13 protein-coding genes are annotated in these 18417 nt (G+C 55.2%); 4 read left to right on the forward strand and 9 right to left on the reverse strand.

The annotated features are described in order from the left end of the window. Nucleotides 1–197: 197 nt before the first annotated feature. On the forward strand, nucleotides 198–2630 hold the full coding sequence (locus ABY734_RS13080; protein WP_372779725.1) for a TonB-dependent receptor: 2433 nt from the start codon (nucleotides 198–200) through the stop codon (nucleotides 2628–2630). Nucleotides 2631–2731: 101 nt separating this feature from the next. On the opposite strand, the gene ABY734_RS13085 is transcribed toward ABY734_RS13080, so the two are convergent. Both ABY734_RS13085 and ABY734_RS13090 read right to left on the reverse strand, forming a co-directional pair. Next, nucleotides 2732–3592, reverse strand: coding sequence for a sugar phosphate isomerase/epimerase family protein (locus tag ABY734_RS13085; protein ID WP_372779726.1), 861 nt, complete (start codon nucleotides 3590–3592; stop codon nucleotides 2732–2734). A gap of 46 nt (nucleotides 3593–3638) precedes the next feature. Next, nucleotides 3639–5513: a DUF3604 domain-containing protein gene (locus tag ABY734_RS13090; protein WP_372779728.1), complete on the reverse strand. Its 1875-nt coding sequence runs from the start codon at nucleotides 5511–5513 to the stop codon at nucleotides 3639–3641. Nucleotides 5514–5721: 208 nt separating this feature from the next. On the opposite strand from ABY734_RS13090, the gene ABY734_RS13095 reads away from it, so the two are divergent. From ABY734_RS13095 to ABY734_RS13105, 3 genes are read left to right on the forward strand one after another with little or no spacing between them, the layout of a single operon-like run. Beyond that, nucleotides 5722–6339 carry a TetR/AcrR family transcriptional regulator gene (locus tag ABY734_RS13095; RefSeq protein ID WP_372779729.1) on the forward strand — a complete coding sequence of 206 codons (618 nt, stop codon included), beginning with the start codon at nucleotides 5722–5724 and terminating at the stop codon, nucleotides 6337–6339. Between the two features lie 41 nt (nucleotides 6340–6380). Further along, a complete protein-coding gene (locus tag ABY734_RS13100; RefSeq protein WP_372779730.1) occupies nucleotides 6381–7604 on the forward strand; it encodes a phosphotransferase in 1224 nt (407 codons plus the stop codon). Further along, the gene (locus tag ABY734_RS13105) at nucleotides 7601–8038 is read left to right on the forward strand and encodes a hypothetical protein (RefSeq protein WP_372779731.1); all 438 of its coding nucleotides are present in this window, start codon (nucleotides 7601–7603) and stop codon (nucleotides 8036–8038) included. The genes ABY734_RS13100 and ABY734_RS13105 overlap by 4 nt, the downstream gene beginning before the upstream one ends. A gap of 62 nt (nucleotides 8039–8100) precedes the next feature. On the opposite strand, the gene ABY734_RS13110 is transcribed toward ABY734_RS13105, so the two are convergent. From ABY734_RS13110 to ABY734_RS13140, 7 genes are all read right to left on the reverse strand, one after another. Beyond that, nucleotides 8101–8694 carry an LON peptidase substrate-binding domain-containing protein gene (locus ABY734_RS13110; RefSeq protein ID WP_372779732.1) on the reverse strand — a complete coding sequence of 198 codons (594 nt, stop codon included), beginning with the start codon at nucleotides 8692–8694 and terminating at the stop codon, nucleotides 8101–8103. Continuing rightward, the gene (locus ABY734_RS13115; protein ID WP_372779733.1) at nucleotides 8687–11218 is read right to left on the reverse strand and encodes an RND family transporter; all 2532 of its coding nucleotides are present in this window, start codon (nucleotides 11216–11218) and stop codon (nucleotides 8687–8689) included. Before ABY734_RS13115 ends, ABY734_RS13110 begins: the two co-directional genes overlap by 8 nt. 63 nt (nucleotides 11219–11281) lie before the next feature. Next, complete coding sequence (locus ABY734_RS13120) at nucleotides 11282–11908, reverse strand: flavin prenyltransferase UbiX (RefSeq protein ID WP_372779734.1); 627 nt, start codon at nucleotides 11906–11908, stop codon at nucleotides 11282–11284. A 1-nt stretch (nucleotide 11909) separates the two neighbouring features. Next, entirely contained in the window at nucleotides 11910–13268 is a 1359-nt protein-coding gene (gene mpl / locus ABY734_RS13125; protein WP_372779735.1) for a UDP-N-acetylmuramate:L-alanyl-gamma-D-glutamyl-meso-diaminopimelate ligase, read from the reverse strand. 126 nt (nucleotides 13269–13394) lie between these two features. Further along, nucleotides 13395–14588 (reverse strand): alginate export family protein, encoded by a 1194-nt coding sequence (locus tag ABY734_RS13130; RefSeq protein ID WP_372779736.1) that lies wholly within the window; start codon nucleotides 14586–14588, stop codon nucleotides 13395–13397. A gap of 237 nt (nucleotides 14589–14825) precedes the next feature. Beyond that, nucleotides 14826–16556: a protein kinase gene (locus ABY734_RS13135; protein ID WP_372779738.1), complete on the reverse strand. Its 1731-nt coding sequence runs from the start codon at nucleotides 16554–16556 to the stop codon at nucleotides 14826–14828. A gap of 92 nt (nucleotides 16557–16648) precedes the next feature. Beyond that, a complete protein-coding gene (locus tag ABY734_RS13140) occupies nucleotides 16649–18121 on the reverse strand; it encodes a NarK family nitrate/nitrite MFS transporter (RefSeq protein ID WP_372779739.1) in 1473 nt (490 codons plus the stop codon). Nucleotides 18122–18417: the final 296 nt, after the last annotated feature.

Below are 18417 nucleotides of genomic sequence, written 5' to 3' on the forward strand. Positions count from 1 at the left end.
TGACTCCCATCATGTTTTACGTAACAATTGGTTAAATAATGAACTGTTCTTTACTCGCCCGGAGTAGGTATATACGCGTATAATCGGTTAGCCGATGTCCAATCACTGTCGCTCCAAAAAACCAATAAAAACGACACAAAATCGTCACTTATCATAGCCTTAAAAACAATACAACCTCACTTGGTAAGAGGAACACCATGAAGAAACACCTGCTTTCAGCCCTCGCAATCTCAGTGACGCTACTAACACCCTCTGGCGGCAGCTCCGGTCTGCTTATGGCGCAGGCACTGGAGGAAGTCATAGTCACCGCCCAGCGCCGCAGCGAGAGCACTCAGGATATTCCCGTTGCCATCACCGGTTTCACCGGCAATGCGATCGAAAAGTTTGGGGTAGAAAGCACAAATGATGTGGGCGCCCAAGTCCCCAACATGCAGGTCAGCGGTCCCTATGGCGAGGTGCAACCGATCTTCTCCATTCGCGGCGTTAGCATGTCGGACTACAACTCCAACCAAGCCAGCCCTATTGGCGTGTATGTGGACGAAGCCTACCAGCCAGCGGTGTACTCCCACGGTGCTAACTTTTTTGACCTAGAGCGACTGGAGGTGCTGCGGGGACCGCAGGGCACCCTCTACGGCAAAAACACTACCGGCGGCGCCATCAATATGATTACCCGCACGCCGCAAATCGATACCGAACTCAATGGCCGCATCCGGGCCGGTGTGGGCTCCTTCGACGCCACCGTGGGTGAGGCCGCCGTTGAGGGCACACTGATTCCCGGCACCCTCTCCGCCCGGGTCGCATTGATGTTCAAGAAAGATGACGGTTATCAGGAAAACCCGCTCGGTGGCGCCAACGGCGCACAAACCGACACCCGCGGCGGCCGACTGGCACTGAACTGGGCGGTTAACGACAACACCACCGCCATACTGAAAGTTACCCGCACCGAAAACGATGCCAATACCGCACAGGTGCGCAATGAGCCCGGCGTCGATATTCGCAATACCTCCAGCACCGCTAACTCCAACGGTTTTATCGATTACACCGGGTACTCGCGCCCCCATCAGGATCTGGACTTTCACGAAATAGAATCCAACAAGATGGGGCCGCTGATCACTTCAACCGACACCGCCGTGCTCACCGTCACTGCGGACTTCCGGAACTTCTCTCTTGTCTCGGTCAGTTCCTACGGCGATGCCCAGTATTTTCAGGATGCCAACACCGACGGCTCACCGCTGCGACTGCTGGAGATCGACTGGTCATCCGACACCATTTACTACAGCCAGGACATACGCTTTGTCAGTGAATGGGAAAGTCCCTTCCAACTGATCGCCGGCCTGTACTACGGCTATGAAGATCTGGGCCTGCAAAATATCTACTGCATATTCGAAGACTTGCCGGACACGCGGGTGGGTGAAGAAAACCCGGACGCGATTGGCCTTGCGCCCTTTCTGGTGGGTTTCGGTTGCGTCGATCAGCGTCTGCGCACCGAAAAAGACAGCCGCGCAGTGTATGGCCAACTTCGCTTTGAGCCTACCGACAGACTCGGCTTCGATCTGGGCTTGCGTTACACCGAAGATCGCAACGACATGCCCTACTACAATACCTCGCGTTTAGACTACGACGGCACGCCCATCGGCACCTGGGTTCCAGGCAACTCTACCGGTCGCGACGAAGCCTTCACGCCGCTTATCGTATCGCCCAATCAGATCGCCTACTGCCTGGCTAACCCCTCTGCCTGTGGCGCGGCTCCCGGCTACACCCACGGTGATTACACACTGGCCTCCCAAGACCCTCTGGAAGCGCTGGAGAAGGAATGGACCGGCAAGCTTGGTGTGGACTATGCGCTGACACCCGACATTCTGCTCTACGCCTCCTACAGTCGGGGCTATCGCAGCGGCAGCTATAATGGCGGGGTCTACTACCTCGAACGGGATCTCGACGACGCCTATGCCCGCCCGGAATTCATCGACGCCTATGAAATGGGCATCAAGGCGGACCTGCTAGACGGCCGCGCCCGCTTCAATGCAGCCGCCTTCTACTACGACTACACTGACCAGCAGTTTGTGAATGTGGTCGGCATTTCCGTTTTTCTCGAAAATGCTGGCGCATCTGAAATTCAGGGCGTAGAAGCGGAATTCCAATATCAGGTCAATGAGCGCCTGTTTCTGAATGCCGGCGTTGGGCTGCTCGATACCCGCTACAAAGAATTGATGCTGGCTGACACCACCACCCTGGCCAACCCGGAGGATCAGGTGGACCTCGCAGGCAACGATTTGATTTCCGCGCCGGATGTAAACTTTAATCTGTCAGTAGATTGGGATGTGCTGGTAACTGACTACGGCTACCTCTCGTTGAACGTCAACGGCTCCTACCAAAGCAAGCAATGGTTCAGCGCCTACAACGACAAAGCCGAATACGAAGCCACCAAACAGGATGCCTACCACCTGCTCAACGCTCGGCTGAGCTGGTTCTCTGCTGACGACCGCTACAGTTTGGCGGCCTTTGTGAAAAATATCGAAGATGTGGAATACGATTACTACGCCATCGACTTGCAGGCTTCCTTTGGCTACACCTATTTTCTTTCCGGGCCGCCCAAAAGCTGGGGCGTGGAAGCAAGCTACCGCTTCTAGGGCGCCACTGATGTTAGATAGCCTTACCGCCGAGACGACAATAGTTGTCCAAGTCGGGCGCTGCGCAAAGTTTTGGCCTCGGGCAAACCGGGGCCATTCACCTAGTACAGATTATGCGAATCTCTCAGCGCTTTTAAGAACGCTAGCCCGTCAAATGCCAGATCATCCTGGCTTGGCGCCAATGGACGCCATATGGCTGCGGCATCTGCAATCGTGAGGCATTCTGGCGTAAAAGACTCGATGATGCAGTCGCCTTTGTAATCAATTTTCTTAAGCGCTCTGGCCAACTCACTCCAGTACACCTGACCCTGCCCTGGCGTACCTCGATCACTTTCACTGGCATCGATATAAACCAGATCCTCACCTGCCAGGCAGATCGCGTCAAAGAGATTTTTCTCTTCGATATGCATATGAAAGGTATCCAGGTGAATTCGAATATTCGAATGATTTACATCCTGAATAAGCGTTTTGACCTGAGCGCAAGTATTGACCAAATCGGTTTCGAATCGATTGAGTGGCTCGATTGCCAGAGTGACTCCTCGCTCAGCGGCCAGATGCGAGGCTTTGGTCAATCCATCGACGGCTCTATCCCATTCCCGTTTTCTTGCCTCATCAGATAAATGCCGTCTCTTCCCAACGGCAGAATATGCCGGCCCCGCCAGTACCTTTACTTCGAGCTTCTCGCAGATTTCCAGCAATTCAGAAATATAGTTCAAACTGTTTTTCCGCACCGCCGGATCATCGTGTGTCAGATCTCTATCCGGACCATAAGCCCCGGTCAAATACAGAGTCATGGGCGAATTCGCCAGCACGCTCTTTATCGAACGGATATCAATGAATGATGGATCCTCCACCGGCACCGTGAACGCCTCAAAACCCACTTCTGCCGCTTTCGTAATCAGCCTTGCTGAATCTGCAGTAAATGGGGATTGCCATACCCACGCATTAATACCGATCTTCATGCTCCAATCACCTATCTCTTCGCCCCCGATACATCAAAACAGCCTTTCACTTTTCGAGCTGCGGCCGATACCAGATCGCGGAAGTTACGGCCCGCTCCTGTATCGAAACAGGATCAACAGGCTCCAAGCCCAGCTTCACTGCATCGTAGGTCGACCAGCGCGGAGTGGGTATCTCTATCACGCGGGCGTAATAAAATGCCTCGCGCCGCGGATCAAATTCCGGATCCGTCCAGACGGCGGCAAGCTGCGAAGCGCCGATACTGTTGCGATAGGTAGCGGTTTTTGCATCGACGGTATTGCCCACCGCTGGCACCTCGCCGGTGACGGGATCGGGCTGGCGTTGATCGGAGAGGGCCACATCGTAGATTTTTTCATGGGATTGACCGCTTTCATCCACCCAGCCCTTGATAATCTGGATGCGATCCAGATTGCCGCTCTCCGGATCTTTCAGCGCCCAGACTGCAAAGCTCGGCGCATCGCCCTCACTCGCAGGGAGATCGCCGCCCATCGGAACGCCGGTTTTGTCCGCCAACTCGATGCGATTATCGCGTTCAGTCAGATCGTCGGGATAGCGCCAGCCACCGAAAAAGCGCACCGTCATACGCGGGCCTGAGGTGGCATAGGTTTCCTTGCGGCGCATGGCATCAAACAGTGAATCGCGGGTATTCTCCTCGGCCCACACAGCGGCCAGGCCGGCGGCGCTCCACTGCTTTCCAAGATGCCGCTGCTCCGGCAACAGCATACTCTCGCCCAGGCGAATCCCTGCGCTACCATCAAGCAACGGTAGCTTGCCGTGATAGTTGTTTTCATCCGCCGGCGAGGAGGCATTGTGGCTGTCGGTGCTGCCTATCACGCCAAAACGGTAAGGGTTAAAGCCCTCGCTGTGCGCCATCTCTATACCCGTGCGCAGGGCATCGCGGATATAACTCCCCTGCGGACGGGACTGGGTGAGCTTTTGCGACAGCAAATGATCGTAAATCTCGAAGCCGGCAAAAGCATCTTCTTCGGAGCTCAAAGGGTGGGTCTCCGAGGAGCCCTTGACCTGAAAGATTTCACTGAGCGGTTCATTGTTCATTCGGCGCTGCGCATAATCTGCGTCAAAGGCGCTGCCATCGTAGGCCACCCTGTCATACATCCGGCCACCGCTGACATTGCCGTTGTGGGGAATGGCGAGATTGTCCATGCCCTGAGCACGCTGCTGTTCGAGAGCCGCCCAGAGATCACGGGGATCCTCTGAGTCCACCGAACTGAAAGGAACATCGGGTACGTTTTCGCTGCGGTAAATAACGTTCCGGTGCAGGTTTCGATCCTCCGGCATGGAACTCCATTCGTAGCCGACGAAGGCGGTAAAACGCCCCGGTTCGTTGAACTGTTGGGCCGTATCAATAATCTGCTGCCAGGCCTGCCGGGTAATCTGATCGGCCTCCGGCACCCCGACACTGTCCAGATCAAAACCCCACACCGTCCGCAAAAACGCCAGTGTGTTGCGCAGCGGACTGTCGTTGAGCAGGCGCTGTCGCAGGCTGCGTTGCGACAGCGGAAGCTCCGGGTCCAGATGGCGAACCACGCCCAGGTACTCTGAGTGATCCGTCACCGCAGCGAAGTCCAGCGGTCGACTGATGCGGATACTGTAACCGGCGCCGTGTTCGATCTCTCCACCGCGGGCAAAGATATAGGCATCCTCCGGCAGGGTGCGCACGCCCATGGTATAGGCGTCTGTCGACAGGCTCGTGTGAATATGCAGGTCACCCCAGAACAGGTTCCTATCCGGGTTGGCAGCCACTTTGGCCTTGAACGGCGGGGGCGCCGCCGTCGACTTGTCGAAGACGGGAAACAGGCTTGGGTCCTCGACTTTGCTGCAAGCGGCAAGCAGGCAGGCAACAGCGACGCATCCAGCAAGACAGTATCGATCCATTGACATGGTTTGGCCCTTGGGCGGCTCAGGTATAGCAACAGTTTCGAGCAATGATAAAGCGTTTAGTGACGAGCTCTGTGAACATGCCGTCACTTAGCCTGAGAAAAGCACGCACTCCTACAAACACTGCGCATCTCTAGCATTGACACTTTTTCAAATAGTGTCATCATTGGTGACACAAATCAAATTTATGTCACCTCTCAGGAACAGCGACATGACCCTAGACGATAGCCAGCCACTTGCCGAACTCGATGCCAGTTCCAGCCACGACGAGCAGATGCGTTCGCGCCTGATGGATGCAGCGGTGGACTGCGTACACCGAATGGGCATCAGCAAGGTAGGCATGCGTCATATCGCGGAAGCCGCCGGCCTGGCTCGGCAGACGTCCTACAAGTATTACTCGAACAAATACGACGTTCTGGCCGACGCATTCAGGCGCGAAGGTTTGCGCTACAGCGAACAGCTTGCCGCTCATATTGAGAGCATTGAGGACGTAGAGAAACAGTTCGTCGAAGCCTTTCTGTTTGTGGTTGAAACCCTGCCCAAAAATCCTGTGCTGATGCTGCTGGTCGAGCCAGAGGATGGCTTTCTTGCCCACCTGGGTGTGAGCTACCACCCCTTCGGCCTGTTCGGCCAACTCGGTTTCAGGCGTATTTTTGAAGCTCACCCGACACTGGCGGCGCAGGCCGATGATATCTCCGAATACTGGGCTCGCAATGCATTGTCCTTTCTGACATTGAGCGGCACCCGTGAAAGAAAGCGTGCCGAGCTGATCGAGTACATCCGCTACCGCTTGCTGCCCGGCCTGCATCTCGATGAGCTGCTTCGCTAAACCGCTTCTACCACACAACAGAACGCCTGAGGATAACAACAATGACAAACCTGCCCGCGTCCATCACCGAGCTCACGACTGACAATCTCACTGCACTGTTATCGGAATACAACCCCGGCGTTGTCGTGGATAAACTCGATATCACCGAACACGCTCACTGTGGCGACGGACTCGCGTCTACCGCTGATCGGATCGGATTGAAATTGCAGTACCGGGAAGGTACCAATCGAAAAGGCTTACCGGAGTGCATGAAACTCAAAACGATCCTCCTGCACCGCTACCTGCGTTTTGGCATGCCGATGGTCATCGGAACCGCCAAAGTAGTCAGTTCTCTGGAGAAAATTCCTCTGCTGGGAAAACTGTCAGGGCCGACTATTTTTACCCTCATCAATATTTACCAGCGCTACTTCCCCCATGCGCCGGAAGCCATGTACCGCAATGAAGTCAATTTCTACGGCAAGATCCGACCAGAACTCGAAATCGAGGCGCCGGCCTGCTATGCCAGTGTAATCAACGACAGGGACGGGCAGTTCGGCATCCTGATGGAAGATCTCGGGCTTCGCTCAGCGCGCTTTCCAAATGCCGTCGACGGTGTCAGCCTCAATGAAATGCGCAGCCTGATCGGCAACCTGGCCAAGCTGCATGCCCGCTTCTGGGAGAGCCCGCGACTGGAAGGCGATCTGGCCTGGCTACCGACGACCTGCGAAGGCGGCATGTTTCCCGTGTTTGACGCCATCGGCCTGAATATTATTCGCGATCAGGTGGCAAAGAACCCATTCAAGCAGGACCTGATCAAACCCCTGGGTAAAACAGTTGACGAGTTGTGGGAGGCCAACTGGCAGTCGCAGCGCATTATCTACCGGCAACCGCACACCCTGCTGCACGGCGATACTCATATCGGTAACACCTATGTGCTGCCCGACAGCAGCGGCGGCCTGCTCGATTTCCAGCTGACCGTACGCGGCCCCTGGTGTCATGACCTGACCTATCTGCTGATTACCGGCCTGGATATCGAACTGCGACAACAACACGAGCGGGAGCTGATCAATCTTTACCGGGATGCGCTGGCCAGTCACGGGGTCCGGAATGTGCCAACTGAAGACGAGGCCTTCACACTGTACCGACAATCTGCAGTTTGGGGGCTGGTGATCGGCTGGCTGATCTGCCCGCCCCAGAACTACGGTGAGACGATCACCGCTGCCAACATCCGCAAGATGGTTACCGCCATGATCGATCTCGATTCGCTGGGGAGTCTGGAGGGGTGATTTTCCGACAGTCCATACGTTCCGACATAGAGATTGAGGCAACGAGCGATCGCCTTTGGCAGACCCTTTCCGACTTGGAGCAGTATCGCCACTGGAACCGCTCAACCCGTTTCAACACAGCGCCGAAAGCTGGCAAAGTTCAGCTGATGCTGGTTAAGCTCGGCGTATTATGGCTACCCGTACCGGTGTTGATCCAGCACTGTAATGCCCGGCAAGGGCTGCGCTGGATTGGCGGCATCCCCGGCTTGATTACCGGCAGCCACTATTTTCAACCACAGGCTATTGATCAGAACCGCACACGCCTCGCCCATGGCGAGGATTTTTCCGGCCTGCTGGTACCCGGTCTGCTGCCCTTGCTGAGTAGGTCACTAAGCACTCTCTATGACACTATCAACAGTGACATCAAAGCCTATTGCGAACGGGCCCGTCTTTAGAGACTTGCCGCGAATCGCGGCAAGGTAATACTCTCATGTGCACAGCCCGCCGCCAGCCAGGCTTATTCTTCGTACTGACTCAGCAGGTCATGAATCGCATCGAGTCGATCAATCGGATCGCGCAGCACCATCAGCTCGTAGCGATCCACTTCCGGCAGGGGCAATAGCTGGGCGAGCTGGTTGCTCAGGCGGGTAGCGTCGCGGGTTTCCACTTCAATCCCTAGGCGCTGAACGTGGGGGTGTTCCGCAAGCCGCTGCAGCAGCGCCGTCCATTCGGCGTGTTCTTCCGGCAGCGGAATCGATGGTTCCTCGTCCCAGACTCTGGCCTCACACAACCAGAGACCATCGTCCTGTTGGTGCGGGTTGCTGATACTGAATCGCTCTTCCCCCTCTATCACGATACCCAGCAGGCCATTGGGCAGGGAATCCCAGTCCACGATGCGCGCCGATACAGCGGTGCTTTCGAAGCGCGTGTTTACGCCGGGGCGATCCACTTCCCGGCCCTGTGTCAGCAGTACCACGCCGAACTCACTTTCGTTTTTCATGGCCTTGCTGACCAGCGCAAGGTAGCGCTGCTCAAATATCTGTAACGACAGACGCCCACCCGGCATTAACACCGTGCCGAGTGGAAACAGGGCTATTTCACGATCAGCCATCGGATTCTTTACCCAGCGGTTTGAAGAAGATGATCAAACGCGGCAACAACAGCATGGAGCCCATCAGCGCGGCCAACATCGCTGCACCGGTGAGCAGGCCAAAGTAAATGCTGGGCGTAAAATTCGACAGGGCCAGTATGGAGAAGCCAAAAATAATGATCACTGATGTGTAATACATCGCTTTACCGATACTGCCGTGACAGCGGTACATCGTCGCCAGGTAATTGCGATCCTGCGGGAACTCGGTTTTAAAGCGGTGCACGTAGTGAATTGCATGGTCTACGCCAATGCCCACGGTAATTGCGGCAATGGTGATCGTCATCATATCCAGTGGAATACCGAACAGCCCCATGCCACCCAATACCGCACCGGCGGCCAGTAGGTTCGGCGCCAGCGCGATCAGCGCCAAACTCAATGACTGGAACAGCACCAGGAACATTACCAGGATGGCCACAAACACAGCGGCCAGCGTAAGGATCTGGGATTTGTACAGGCTCTGCAGCATATTGTTGTAGAGCACCAGCATACCCGTGAGGCGCACCTGATCTTCTTCGAAACCCATTTCATCTATCAGGTGGGTGCGAATTTCCTTGAGCAGCTCGGCTCGTTGGAGACTGTGGCTGGTTTCCATAACCCGCACCGAAATACGCGCCTGATCCGTTTCTGTTGCTAGATAGGGATCAACCACTATGCTCTTGATGTCGTCCGGCAGTGATTTCTGCACCAACGCCAGCTGCAGATCGTCGATATCGTCGCCCATGATCATTTTCACCAGTTCATAGGGCGTCGCCAGCGACAGGACCTTGCCGGTTTCGTCGAGGCTGTCGACGTAGTTGTGTACCGACTTGATGCGCTCCAGGCCGGCGATGGTAAACCAGTGTGATGACTGGGATGCCTGCTTACCGCCACCGAAGTCGTCGCCGAAGTCATCACCAAAATCATCGCTGAAGTCATTGCCGAAATCGTCGGCAAAATCGTCACTGAATTCACCTTCATCCACAGGCTCCGCTTTGGGCGCGTTAATGATGATGTCCAGAGGAATGGTGCCGCCCAGTTTAGCGTCGATGATTTCCATTCCCTGATAGATCTCAGTGCTCTCATCAAAGTAATCGATAAAGCGGTTTTCCACCTTGAGCTGGGAAATACCCCAGGCACTGCCCACAAACAACACACCGGCGACCAGTGCGATCACGCCCGCATGGTGCTCGGCTATGGCGGCGAAGCGCAAGGTAAAACCCTTACTGTTGTCAGCATCAGCTGTCCGCAAGGGTTTGTTAAGCAAAAGTAGCACTGTGGGCAACACAATGAAGGTCAGTATCAAGGCGACCACAACGCCTATAGTCATCATCCAGCCGAAATCGATGACCGGCCGAATGCCGCTGACCACCAAGGACATAAAGGCCACCAACGTTGTCAGCGCGGTGTAAAAGCAGGGTTTCGCCATCTGCTGCACGGTGTTTTCCACCAGTGTGCGCTGATCCCAGTCACGGTGATTGGCGGCCAGTTCCCGATAGCGAACCACCAGGTGAATGGAAATCGATAGGGTGATAATCAGCAGCAGCGCCACAAAATTGGAAGAGATCACTGTCATACGCCAGTCGAGCATTGCCAGCATGCCGAGCATAAAGGTCGCCGACAGCACGCAGGTGGCCAGTGGCAACAACGTCCACACCACACTGCGGAAAATCACGACTAAGAGCAGAATAATGAACAGAATAATGCCGGTTCCAAAAACCACCAGATCGCTCTGCACAAAGGCAATCATGTCGGCGGCAATCATCGGCACGCCGCCGAGATACAGGGTGGCGTCATCGCGATACTTGTCGAGAATGCTGCGCACGCTGGCTACCAGGTCGGTCATGGCGGCCTGAGCTTTGGGCAGGTAGGCCTGAAACTCCTCGTGCGCCACTTCCAGCTCACGCTCTTCCAGCGGAGTCAGGCCGGCGTCAGCGCGCTTTTCCTTTAAGCGCTCGCGATTTTCCAGCAAGCGCGCATAGGTCTCATCGCGTTTTATATTGACCTGCAGGCCGGTGGTCGTGCCGTCCGTGCTGGTCAGCAGCGATTTATAGAGTGGGCTGGTGGAAAGTTCTTTGAGTGCCAGTTCCCGGTCGGTGTCTTCATGCTTGAGCATGGGAATCTTGCCGGAGGCCACATCGGTCAGGCTCACGCGTGGGCTGTCGAGCAAGGGCACATCCAAAATGGAGACCACCGAAGACACCATCGGCAAGGCCGCCAGCTCGTCCCGCAGACGAGTCAGCTCGCTGAGCGTGTGATCCGACATCAACTCGCCGTCGGGCTGATAAACCACGAGCAGGAATTCTTCAGTGGCAAAGCGCTTGTTGATTTCGCGGTAAAACTTGAGCGAATTATCACCTTCCAACACCAAAGAATCGGAAGAGGCGTCCAACTTCAGGTTGGGCAGAAAACTCGCCAAGCCACCGATAATGGCCAACACCACCAGCAGCGCGACCAGGGGCCGCCGCATGATGAGGCGCTCGTATACAGCCATAAAAGCACTACGCATTCTGTTTTCCTTATTAAATGTTATATCCCCTCTCCCTTTGGGAGAGGGTTAGGGTGAGGGAAACTATTCCCCCCAACGAGGCACCAGAGTCTGTTCTAACCCAAGATGATCAAGCACCCTAGCCACCATAAAATCCACCATATCGCTCACCGACTCGGGTTTGTGATAGTAGCCGGGGCTGGCTGGCATGACCGTCACGCCAGCCTGACTCAGCGTCAGCATATTCTGCAAATGGATGCTCGACAGGGGCGTTTCTCGCGGCACCACAATTAACTGGCGTCGCTCTTTGAGCGCCACATCCGCCGCGCGTTCAATCAGATTATTGCTGGCGCCGGTAGCAATGGCCGACAGGGTGCCGGTGCTGCAGGGGCAGATCACCATTGCCGACGGCGCACCGGACCCTGAGGCCACGGGCGCTGTCCATTCCTCACGACCATAGACCCGAAGCTGCGTTTCGTCCGCGCCAAAGTGCTCGCGCAGTTTGCGAGCCAGCGGCCCGGTCTTGTCTGGCAGGGCCAGATCCGTTTCCATCGCCAACACCATCAGCGCAGCTTTGGAGATCATGAAATGCACTTCGACCTGCTGCGCCAGCAGACACTCCAGCAGGCGCAGCCCGTAAGGTGCGCCGGATGCGCCGGTCATGGCCAGCGTAACCCGGCGATGTGAGGAAGATTGATTGCTCTGTGACACGTTATTCCGCCAATGCTGTCAGCAGCTTCTGGTGAATGCCGGCAAAGCCGCCGTTGCTCATAATCACGACATGATCACCCGCCGTGGCTGTCTTACGCAAATACGCCACGATCTGATCTACATCCGGGTAAACGGTTGCCGGCACGTCGGATTGAGCGACCACATCATCCAGTGACCAACCCAGGCCTTCCGGCGAAAACCACAGCACTTCGTTGGCTTTTGCGGTGGAAGGGGCCAGAGCCGCCCGATGCTGGCCGAGCCGCATGGTATTGGAGCGCGGTTCAATCACTGCAAACACCCGCGCTTCACCGACCCGGCGTCGCAGACCATCCAGCGTTGAGGCAATCGCCGTCGGGTGGTGGGCAAAATCATCGTAGACCGCAATGCCGGCCGGCGTGCCCAAAAGCTCCATTCGCCGTTTAACGCCTTCGAAAACAGACAGCGCCTCGACTGCGTCAGCGAGAGTCACACCAACATGGTTGGCAGCGGCAATCGCCGCCAGTGCATTAAACAGGTTGTGTCTACCCGTCAAGCCCCAACGCAGTTCCGCGCTTACGCCCTTATGAGAAATACGCAGCTCAGAGTAGTCCTCGGCCAGCACCTCGGCCTGCCAGTCAGCGCCGCTGCCACTCAAGCCGAGCCGGGTCTGTTCACTCCAGCAACCCATGTCCAGCACCGCTTCCAGCGCCGGCTCACCCGCCGGCAGAATAATCCGGCCAATACCCGGAACCGTCCGAATCAGGTGATGAAACTGGCGCTGTATGGCTGCCAGGTCAGGGAAAATATCCGCGTGATCAAACTCCAGGTTATTCAGCACAACCGTTTGCGGACGGTAGTGTACAAACTTTGACCGCTTATCAAAGAAGGCTGTGTCATATTCATCCGCTTCCATGACAAAGAAGCGACCACCCCCGGCCCGGGCTGACAGGCCAAAATTGCCTGGCACGCCGCCAATCAGAAAGCCAGGCTCATAACCCAGGTGCTCCAGAATCCAGGCCAACATACTGCTGGTGGTGGTTTTGCCGTGGGTGCCGGCACAAGCCAGCACCCAACGCCCCTGCAGAAAATGCTCACCTAGCCATTGCGGGCCAGACACGTAAGGCAAACCGCGATTCAGCACATGCTCCACCGCCGCATTGCCACGCGACAGGGCATTGCCAATGATGACCAGGTCCGGCGCGGGTTCAAGATGTTCCGGCAGGTAGCCTTCCATGAGTTCGATACCCTGCTCTTCGAGCTGGGTGCTCATGGGCGGGTAAACGTTGGCATCAGAGCCGGTAACCCGATGCCCAAGCTCCCTCGCCAACAGGGCGACACCACCCATAAAGGTTCCGCAGATACCGAGAATGTGAATATGCATTGCTGTCCAGCCATTTTGCCAGTGCGCATGTTAGCACTGGCCGGGGGATAGGAACCAATGTCGGAAAAGGATTTTCACGGGCAAAAAAAGGCCCGCAAAAGCGGGCCAGAGTGGAGGAGGTATTCTCTAGAAGCTCAAACCGAGCCAGAACCAGAGCTTCTCAGTATCTACGGCAAAGTCTTTGGCGTTGTAGTCAGCGTATTTCAGACCGGCGCTGTAGTGCTTGCCGAATTTACGCACGTAGGAGACGTTGAGTTCATCGCCCAGTTTATCCAGCGTGGGTGAATCTTCATCGGCGTCAAAGCTGTGGTGAGTCACGCTCCAGGCACCACCCAACAATTTACCGCTTACGCTGACGTAACTGTCCACCAGACCGACGCCAGGCGTCGCCAGAAACAGATCGGCCCAGCCGTTCCACTTGTGCAGTGTTGCCAGCGGGGTGCTGAAGCCATAGAGGCCATCATCAGAGCCCAGGGTTTCAACACCAGCCTTTGCGGTAATGCCCGCTGCCGCTACGCCCAGCTCAACGAGAGAATAATCCGCATCGCGCTCGACAGTGCCCTGCTCGGCATCCTGCTTGGCATACTCAAGGGTATAGAGCACCTTCACATCCCCAAGCGCCTGTTTGCCACTCAGGCTGACACCCGTCGTATCCAGAGCATTGTCCGTGCCGTTATCGACTTCCAACAAGTAGCTGTAGACAACAACCTTGCCCACCGGCGTATTAATAGACGCATTTAGCAGGTGATCTTTGCTATCCAGATCGGCCTGCTCGGCAAAGATTCGATTACGCTGATCAATGTAGGTATAGCTCAAACTCACGTCTTTCATCGGCGCATAATCAAGTCGCAGCGCATCATACGTCTGTCGATCCTGACGCCAGCCCACGTGCCCGATAAAGCGGTGACCGTCGTAAGTAACGACCTGCCGACCCAGCTTAGCGGTTACACCCTTGGCTTTATACTGAACATAGCCCTGATCCAGCTCCGTGTGTTCGGGGTCGGCAATGACCGAAAACTCCCCCGGGTTGTAACCGGTGGGGCCGACAGTGTAGTCCCCCTGGCCGGCAACAATACGGGTGTCTTCAAGTTCGATCTTCGCCGAAAAGCCTGAAAGCGTTCCCGTCTCATAACCCAGGTGAGTTCTCAGCGTAAGCGCGGAGGCGTCTTTTGCTGCGTTATCCTGAGAGACGTCTTCAAAGCGCAAACGGAAATTCCCCGAGGCCTTGCCCGCGGTGACGGCGTCGGTAAACGCGTCAGCCAGTGTTGGCCCGGCGCCCGTAAGCGACAGGGCCGTGAGTAGTAAAGCAGACTTCTTCATCGATTTTTCCCCAATCGTAGTTGTAGTGTCTATCTACGTCTGAGCAACTAGCGTGCCAACGTCAAAAACTTTCATTTCACCTTAGAAAACCGGTATTTTGCTTAGCACCGGAGCATAGAACGCCATGACGCACCCTTTTGAGGCGCCCGTCAAACCTAAATTGAGATTATTCTGGTGCGCTTTAAGCGCCTGAATTTCAGAAGGGTGCATACCGGCCCCTCGTTGGGGCCGGCAGGCTCAGAGTAAGACGCCCAATGTTATGATCTGCGTGACAAAAAGCAGGGCAGCGACAATCTGCCAGAAGCGCAGCGGATTGCGCTGTGCCAGGGGACGACTGGCCTTCTGCACAAACTCGCGGTTCGGATTCTGTAAATCGTGCAATAGTTCCGATACATCCTGATAACGCAACTCGGGACTGATACTGAGCGCCTTGCGAAGGGCGGCGTCCATCCAGGTAGGCACCAGAGGGTTGTAGTGGTAGGCCGGCACATAACTCAGCCGGGAATACGCGGCAATGCTGGTGCAGTGTTCCAGCTTTCCCTCATACGGCAGCCTGCCGGTAAGCATTTCATAGACGACTACCGCCAGGGAAAACTGGTCTGCCGCGGCAGTGACTGGACGCTGCAATATCTGCTCCGGAGCCGAGTACTGGGCCGTACCCAAAACCGCGTCGCGCTCTATGGTCGTCGCAATCTCTGCCACGCCACCCACAAAGCAGGAGCCAAAATCCACCAGCGTTACATGATTCTGCTCATCAATCATGATGTTTGCAGGCCGAATATCCTGATGCCTCGTGTCACGACGGTGAAAAGCCCGCACACCCTTGACCAGCTGCTCGGCAATATCCATGACCACGTGAATATTCGGTTTCGGATGGCGTTTAACCCACTGCTCGAGTGTTTCCCCTTCAATATATTCCGCTAGGTAGTAGAGACAGCTGCGCTCGCGCTCTTCGTCCAGCACCCTGACCACATGGGGCGAGTCTATTCGGCGGCCGATCCACGCCTCCATAATAAAACGCTCTAGATAAGCCGCGTCTTCGACAAAGTTGACCGAGGGCGTTTTCATCACGTAAGGCGTTGGGTCATTACTGCGGGCATCACGAACCAGATACAGCTGGCTCCGCGAGCTGGCGTGCAGCTCTTTTTCAATGCGGTAGCCATCGACCGTCATGCCCACATTCAAGGCAGGCGGGAACGGCAACTCCGTCAGTTTGCGAAAGGCGTCATCTGCCTCTTCACTGGGCAAACGATCAATGCGGACCAGCTGAGCACTGAGGTTGTCATGACTGCCATGCTCCAGCGCACTGGCAATCATGCCATTGCAGTCCTCCTCAAAGTCGTCGCTCAAGTGGCCGAGGCGATCACGCAACTCAGCGCGGGTGAGAAAATCATGGACACCATCAGAGGTCAGCAGAAAAACGTCGCCCTCCTCCAGATCCACCGTGCGGTAATCCACGTCGAGCCACATATCCAAACCCATAGCGCGGGTCAGGTAGGACTGGTCCTTGTTAATCCGCGTTGCATGGTCGCGTGTAATCTGTTCCAACTCGCCGTGGCGGTAGCGGTAGACCCGCGTATCGCCGACATGAAATACATGGGCGGTGCGGCTTTTGAAGATGACCAGACTGAGCGTGCAGACATAGCCCTTCTCAGCCTGAAGAAAACGCTGACCCTGACCATAAAGCCAGCGATTGAGAGCATTAAGTACCTGCTGGGTCGATTTCTTGACCGTCCAGGCTTCCGGAGTCGAAAAATAGTCTGACAGAAACGACGTCACACAAGTATCGCTGGCTTCCTTGCCGGCTTCCGCCGCAGAAACGCCATCGGCGATGATTGCCACCGCACCTTTGGTGGTGAGCAAGTGGCCTTCGGGAATGCGTATACCGATACTGTCTTCGTTGTCGCTTTTGACACCGGCAAAAGTTGCCTGCCCGAGGCTGAACTTAAGTGTTCCGTCCAAATGCATGTTCACTCCCGTCAGAGAAACACAAAAAGCCGGTTACGCTAGCAACCGGCTTAAGCGAGCGCTTCCTTTTTGAGGAAGCCTCATAGTCAAGCTCAGGTCACCTCAATCAGTGCAACCGAACCATCGTCGTTAACCTCCGCCATGTGACCACGGGGTTCATCGAGGAACTGTACCGCAATAAACACAAAGGCCGCAGATGCCGCGATCAGCATAAAGAAGGAAGACGCATCAACAAATGACAACGCGGTCAGGTAAATAACGGCACCCACATTACCATAAGCACCTGTCATGCCTGCAATTTGCCCAGTCATGCTTCGCTTAACCAGGGGAACAATAGCAAACACTGCACCTTCGCCCGCCTGAACAAAGAATGAGCACATCATCGTAGCGACTACCGCCAGTAAAATGGGCCAGCCCGACGTGATCTGACTCAAAATCATATATCCAACAGCCAGACCTGCGATCAGAATCGTAAGTGATTTACGGCGCCCGAACTTATCCGAGAAAAAACCGCCTGTGGGACGCGCCACGAGGTTCATAAAGGCAAAGCCCGATGCAAGCAAACCGGCTTTAACCGCGCTCAGCTCGAAGGTTTCCATAAAAAACAGCGGCAACATAGAGACTACCGCCAGCTCTGAACCAAAAGTCACAAAGTAGGATACGTTCAGAATTGCAACCTGCTTGAACTTATAGCGTTTGAACTCGGGAATTTCTTCATTGGTAAACAAATGGCTGTTTACGCGTAGAATCTGACTGATCTGTACTACCCCAACCACAGCCAAGATCGCATAAGTAGCGTATGTTGCACCTTGAGTAAGCAGACCAAGGTTAGCCGGTGACAACTTCCAGGTCAGCGTTGCCAGCGCCGCATACATGGGCAGACACATTGCAATGTAAAAGTACAAATCACGCTTGCTGGTTACTTCCAGACCACCATTTTTCTTGGGTTTGAAGTATGTTGAACCCTTCGGCGTATTGCGCGCGCGAGTATAGAAGAACAGGCCATAGACAATTGCCATCACACCAGTGGTAGCAATCGCATAACGCCAACCGTCTTCACCACCGTACATCAAGGCCAATGTCGGCAGGATCATCGCAGAGGCTGCGCTACCAAAGTTACCCCAACCGCCGTAAACACCTTCGGCCAAACCGACCTGTCGCGCCGGAAACCATTCACTCACCAGGCGAATACCGATAACGAAACCAGCGCCAATAAATCCCATCAAAAATCGCATTAATGCGATTGTTTCGTAGCTATCGGCGAACGCAAAGCCCAAACAAAGCCCGCCGCCAATTATCAACAAAACGGTGTAGATAATCCGCGGGCCAAAGCGATCCACCAACATGCCAATTATGATCCGCGCCGGAATGGTAAGCGCTACGTTTAGAATCATGAGTGCCTTGACCTGCTGACTGGTCAGGTCGAAAGCTTCTTTAATAGAAGCCAACATAGGCGCGTGGTTAAACCACACCATGAATGTTAGAAAAAAGGCAAACCAGGAAAGATGCAGCAGCCGGATGTTCGACTGCTTTACATCCAGGAGGTTGAGATTACCGCCAGACATTAGAGACTCCATACAGATTTAAAAATTCTGAAAAGCCTTGAGCAAAGCCTGTGCCAATCATCAGCAAAAAATGACAACCCTATGACTGGTATACCTTTTTCCAGCAAATACAACCCTCGCCCCAGAACGCATGGCAATCCGTAAGCCCTGCTCTAGCAACTCACACGCACAAGCAAGTGGCGGCGCACTATCCGAGTGCATCTTTTTGGTGCCCGCACCCACCCCCGACAGCTCACCGCTTTGGTGCACACCCTGCGTCTCGCAACAAAACCTATAAAATTCATAGGGTTGCGACA

The sequence above is a fragment of the Litorivivens sp. genome (assembly GCF_041624475.1).
GTDB lineage: Bacteria > Pseudomonadota > Gammaproteobacteria > Pseudomonadales > Spongiibacteraceae > Litorivivens.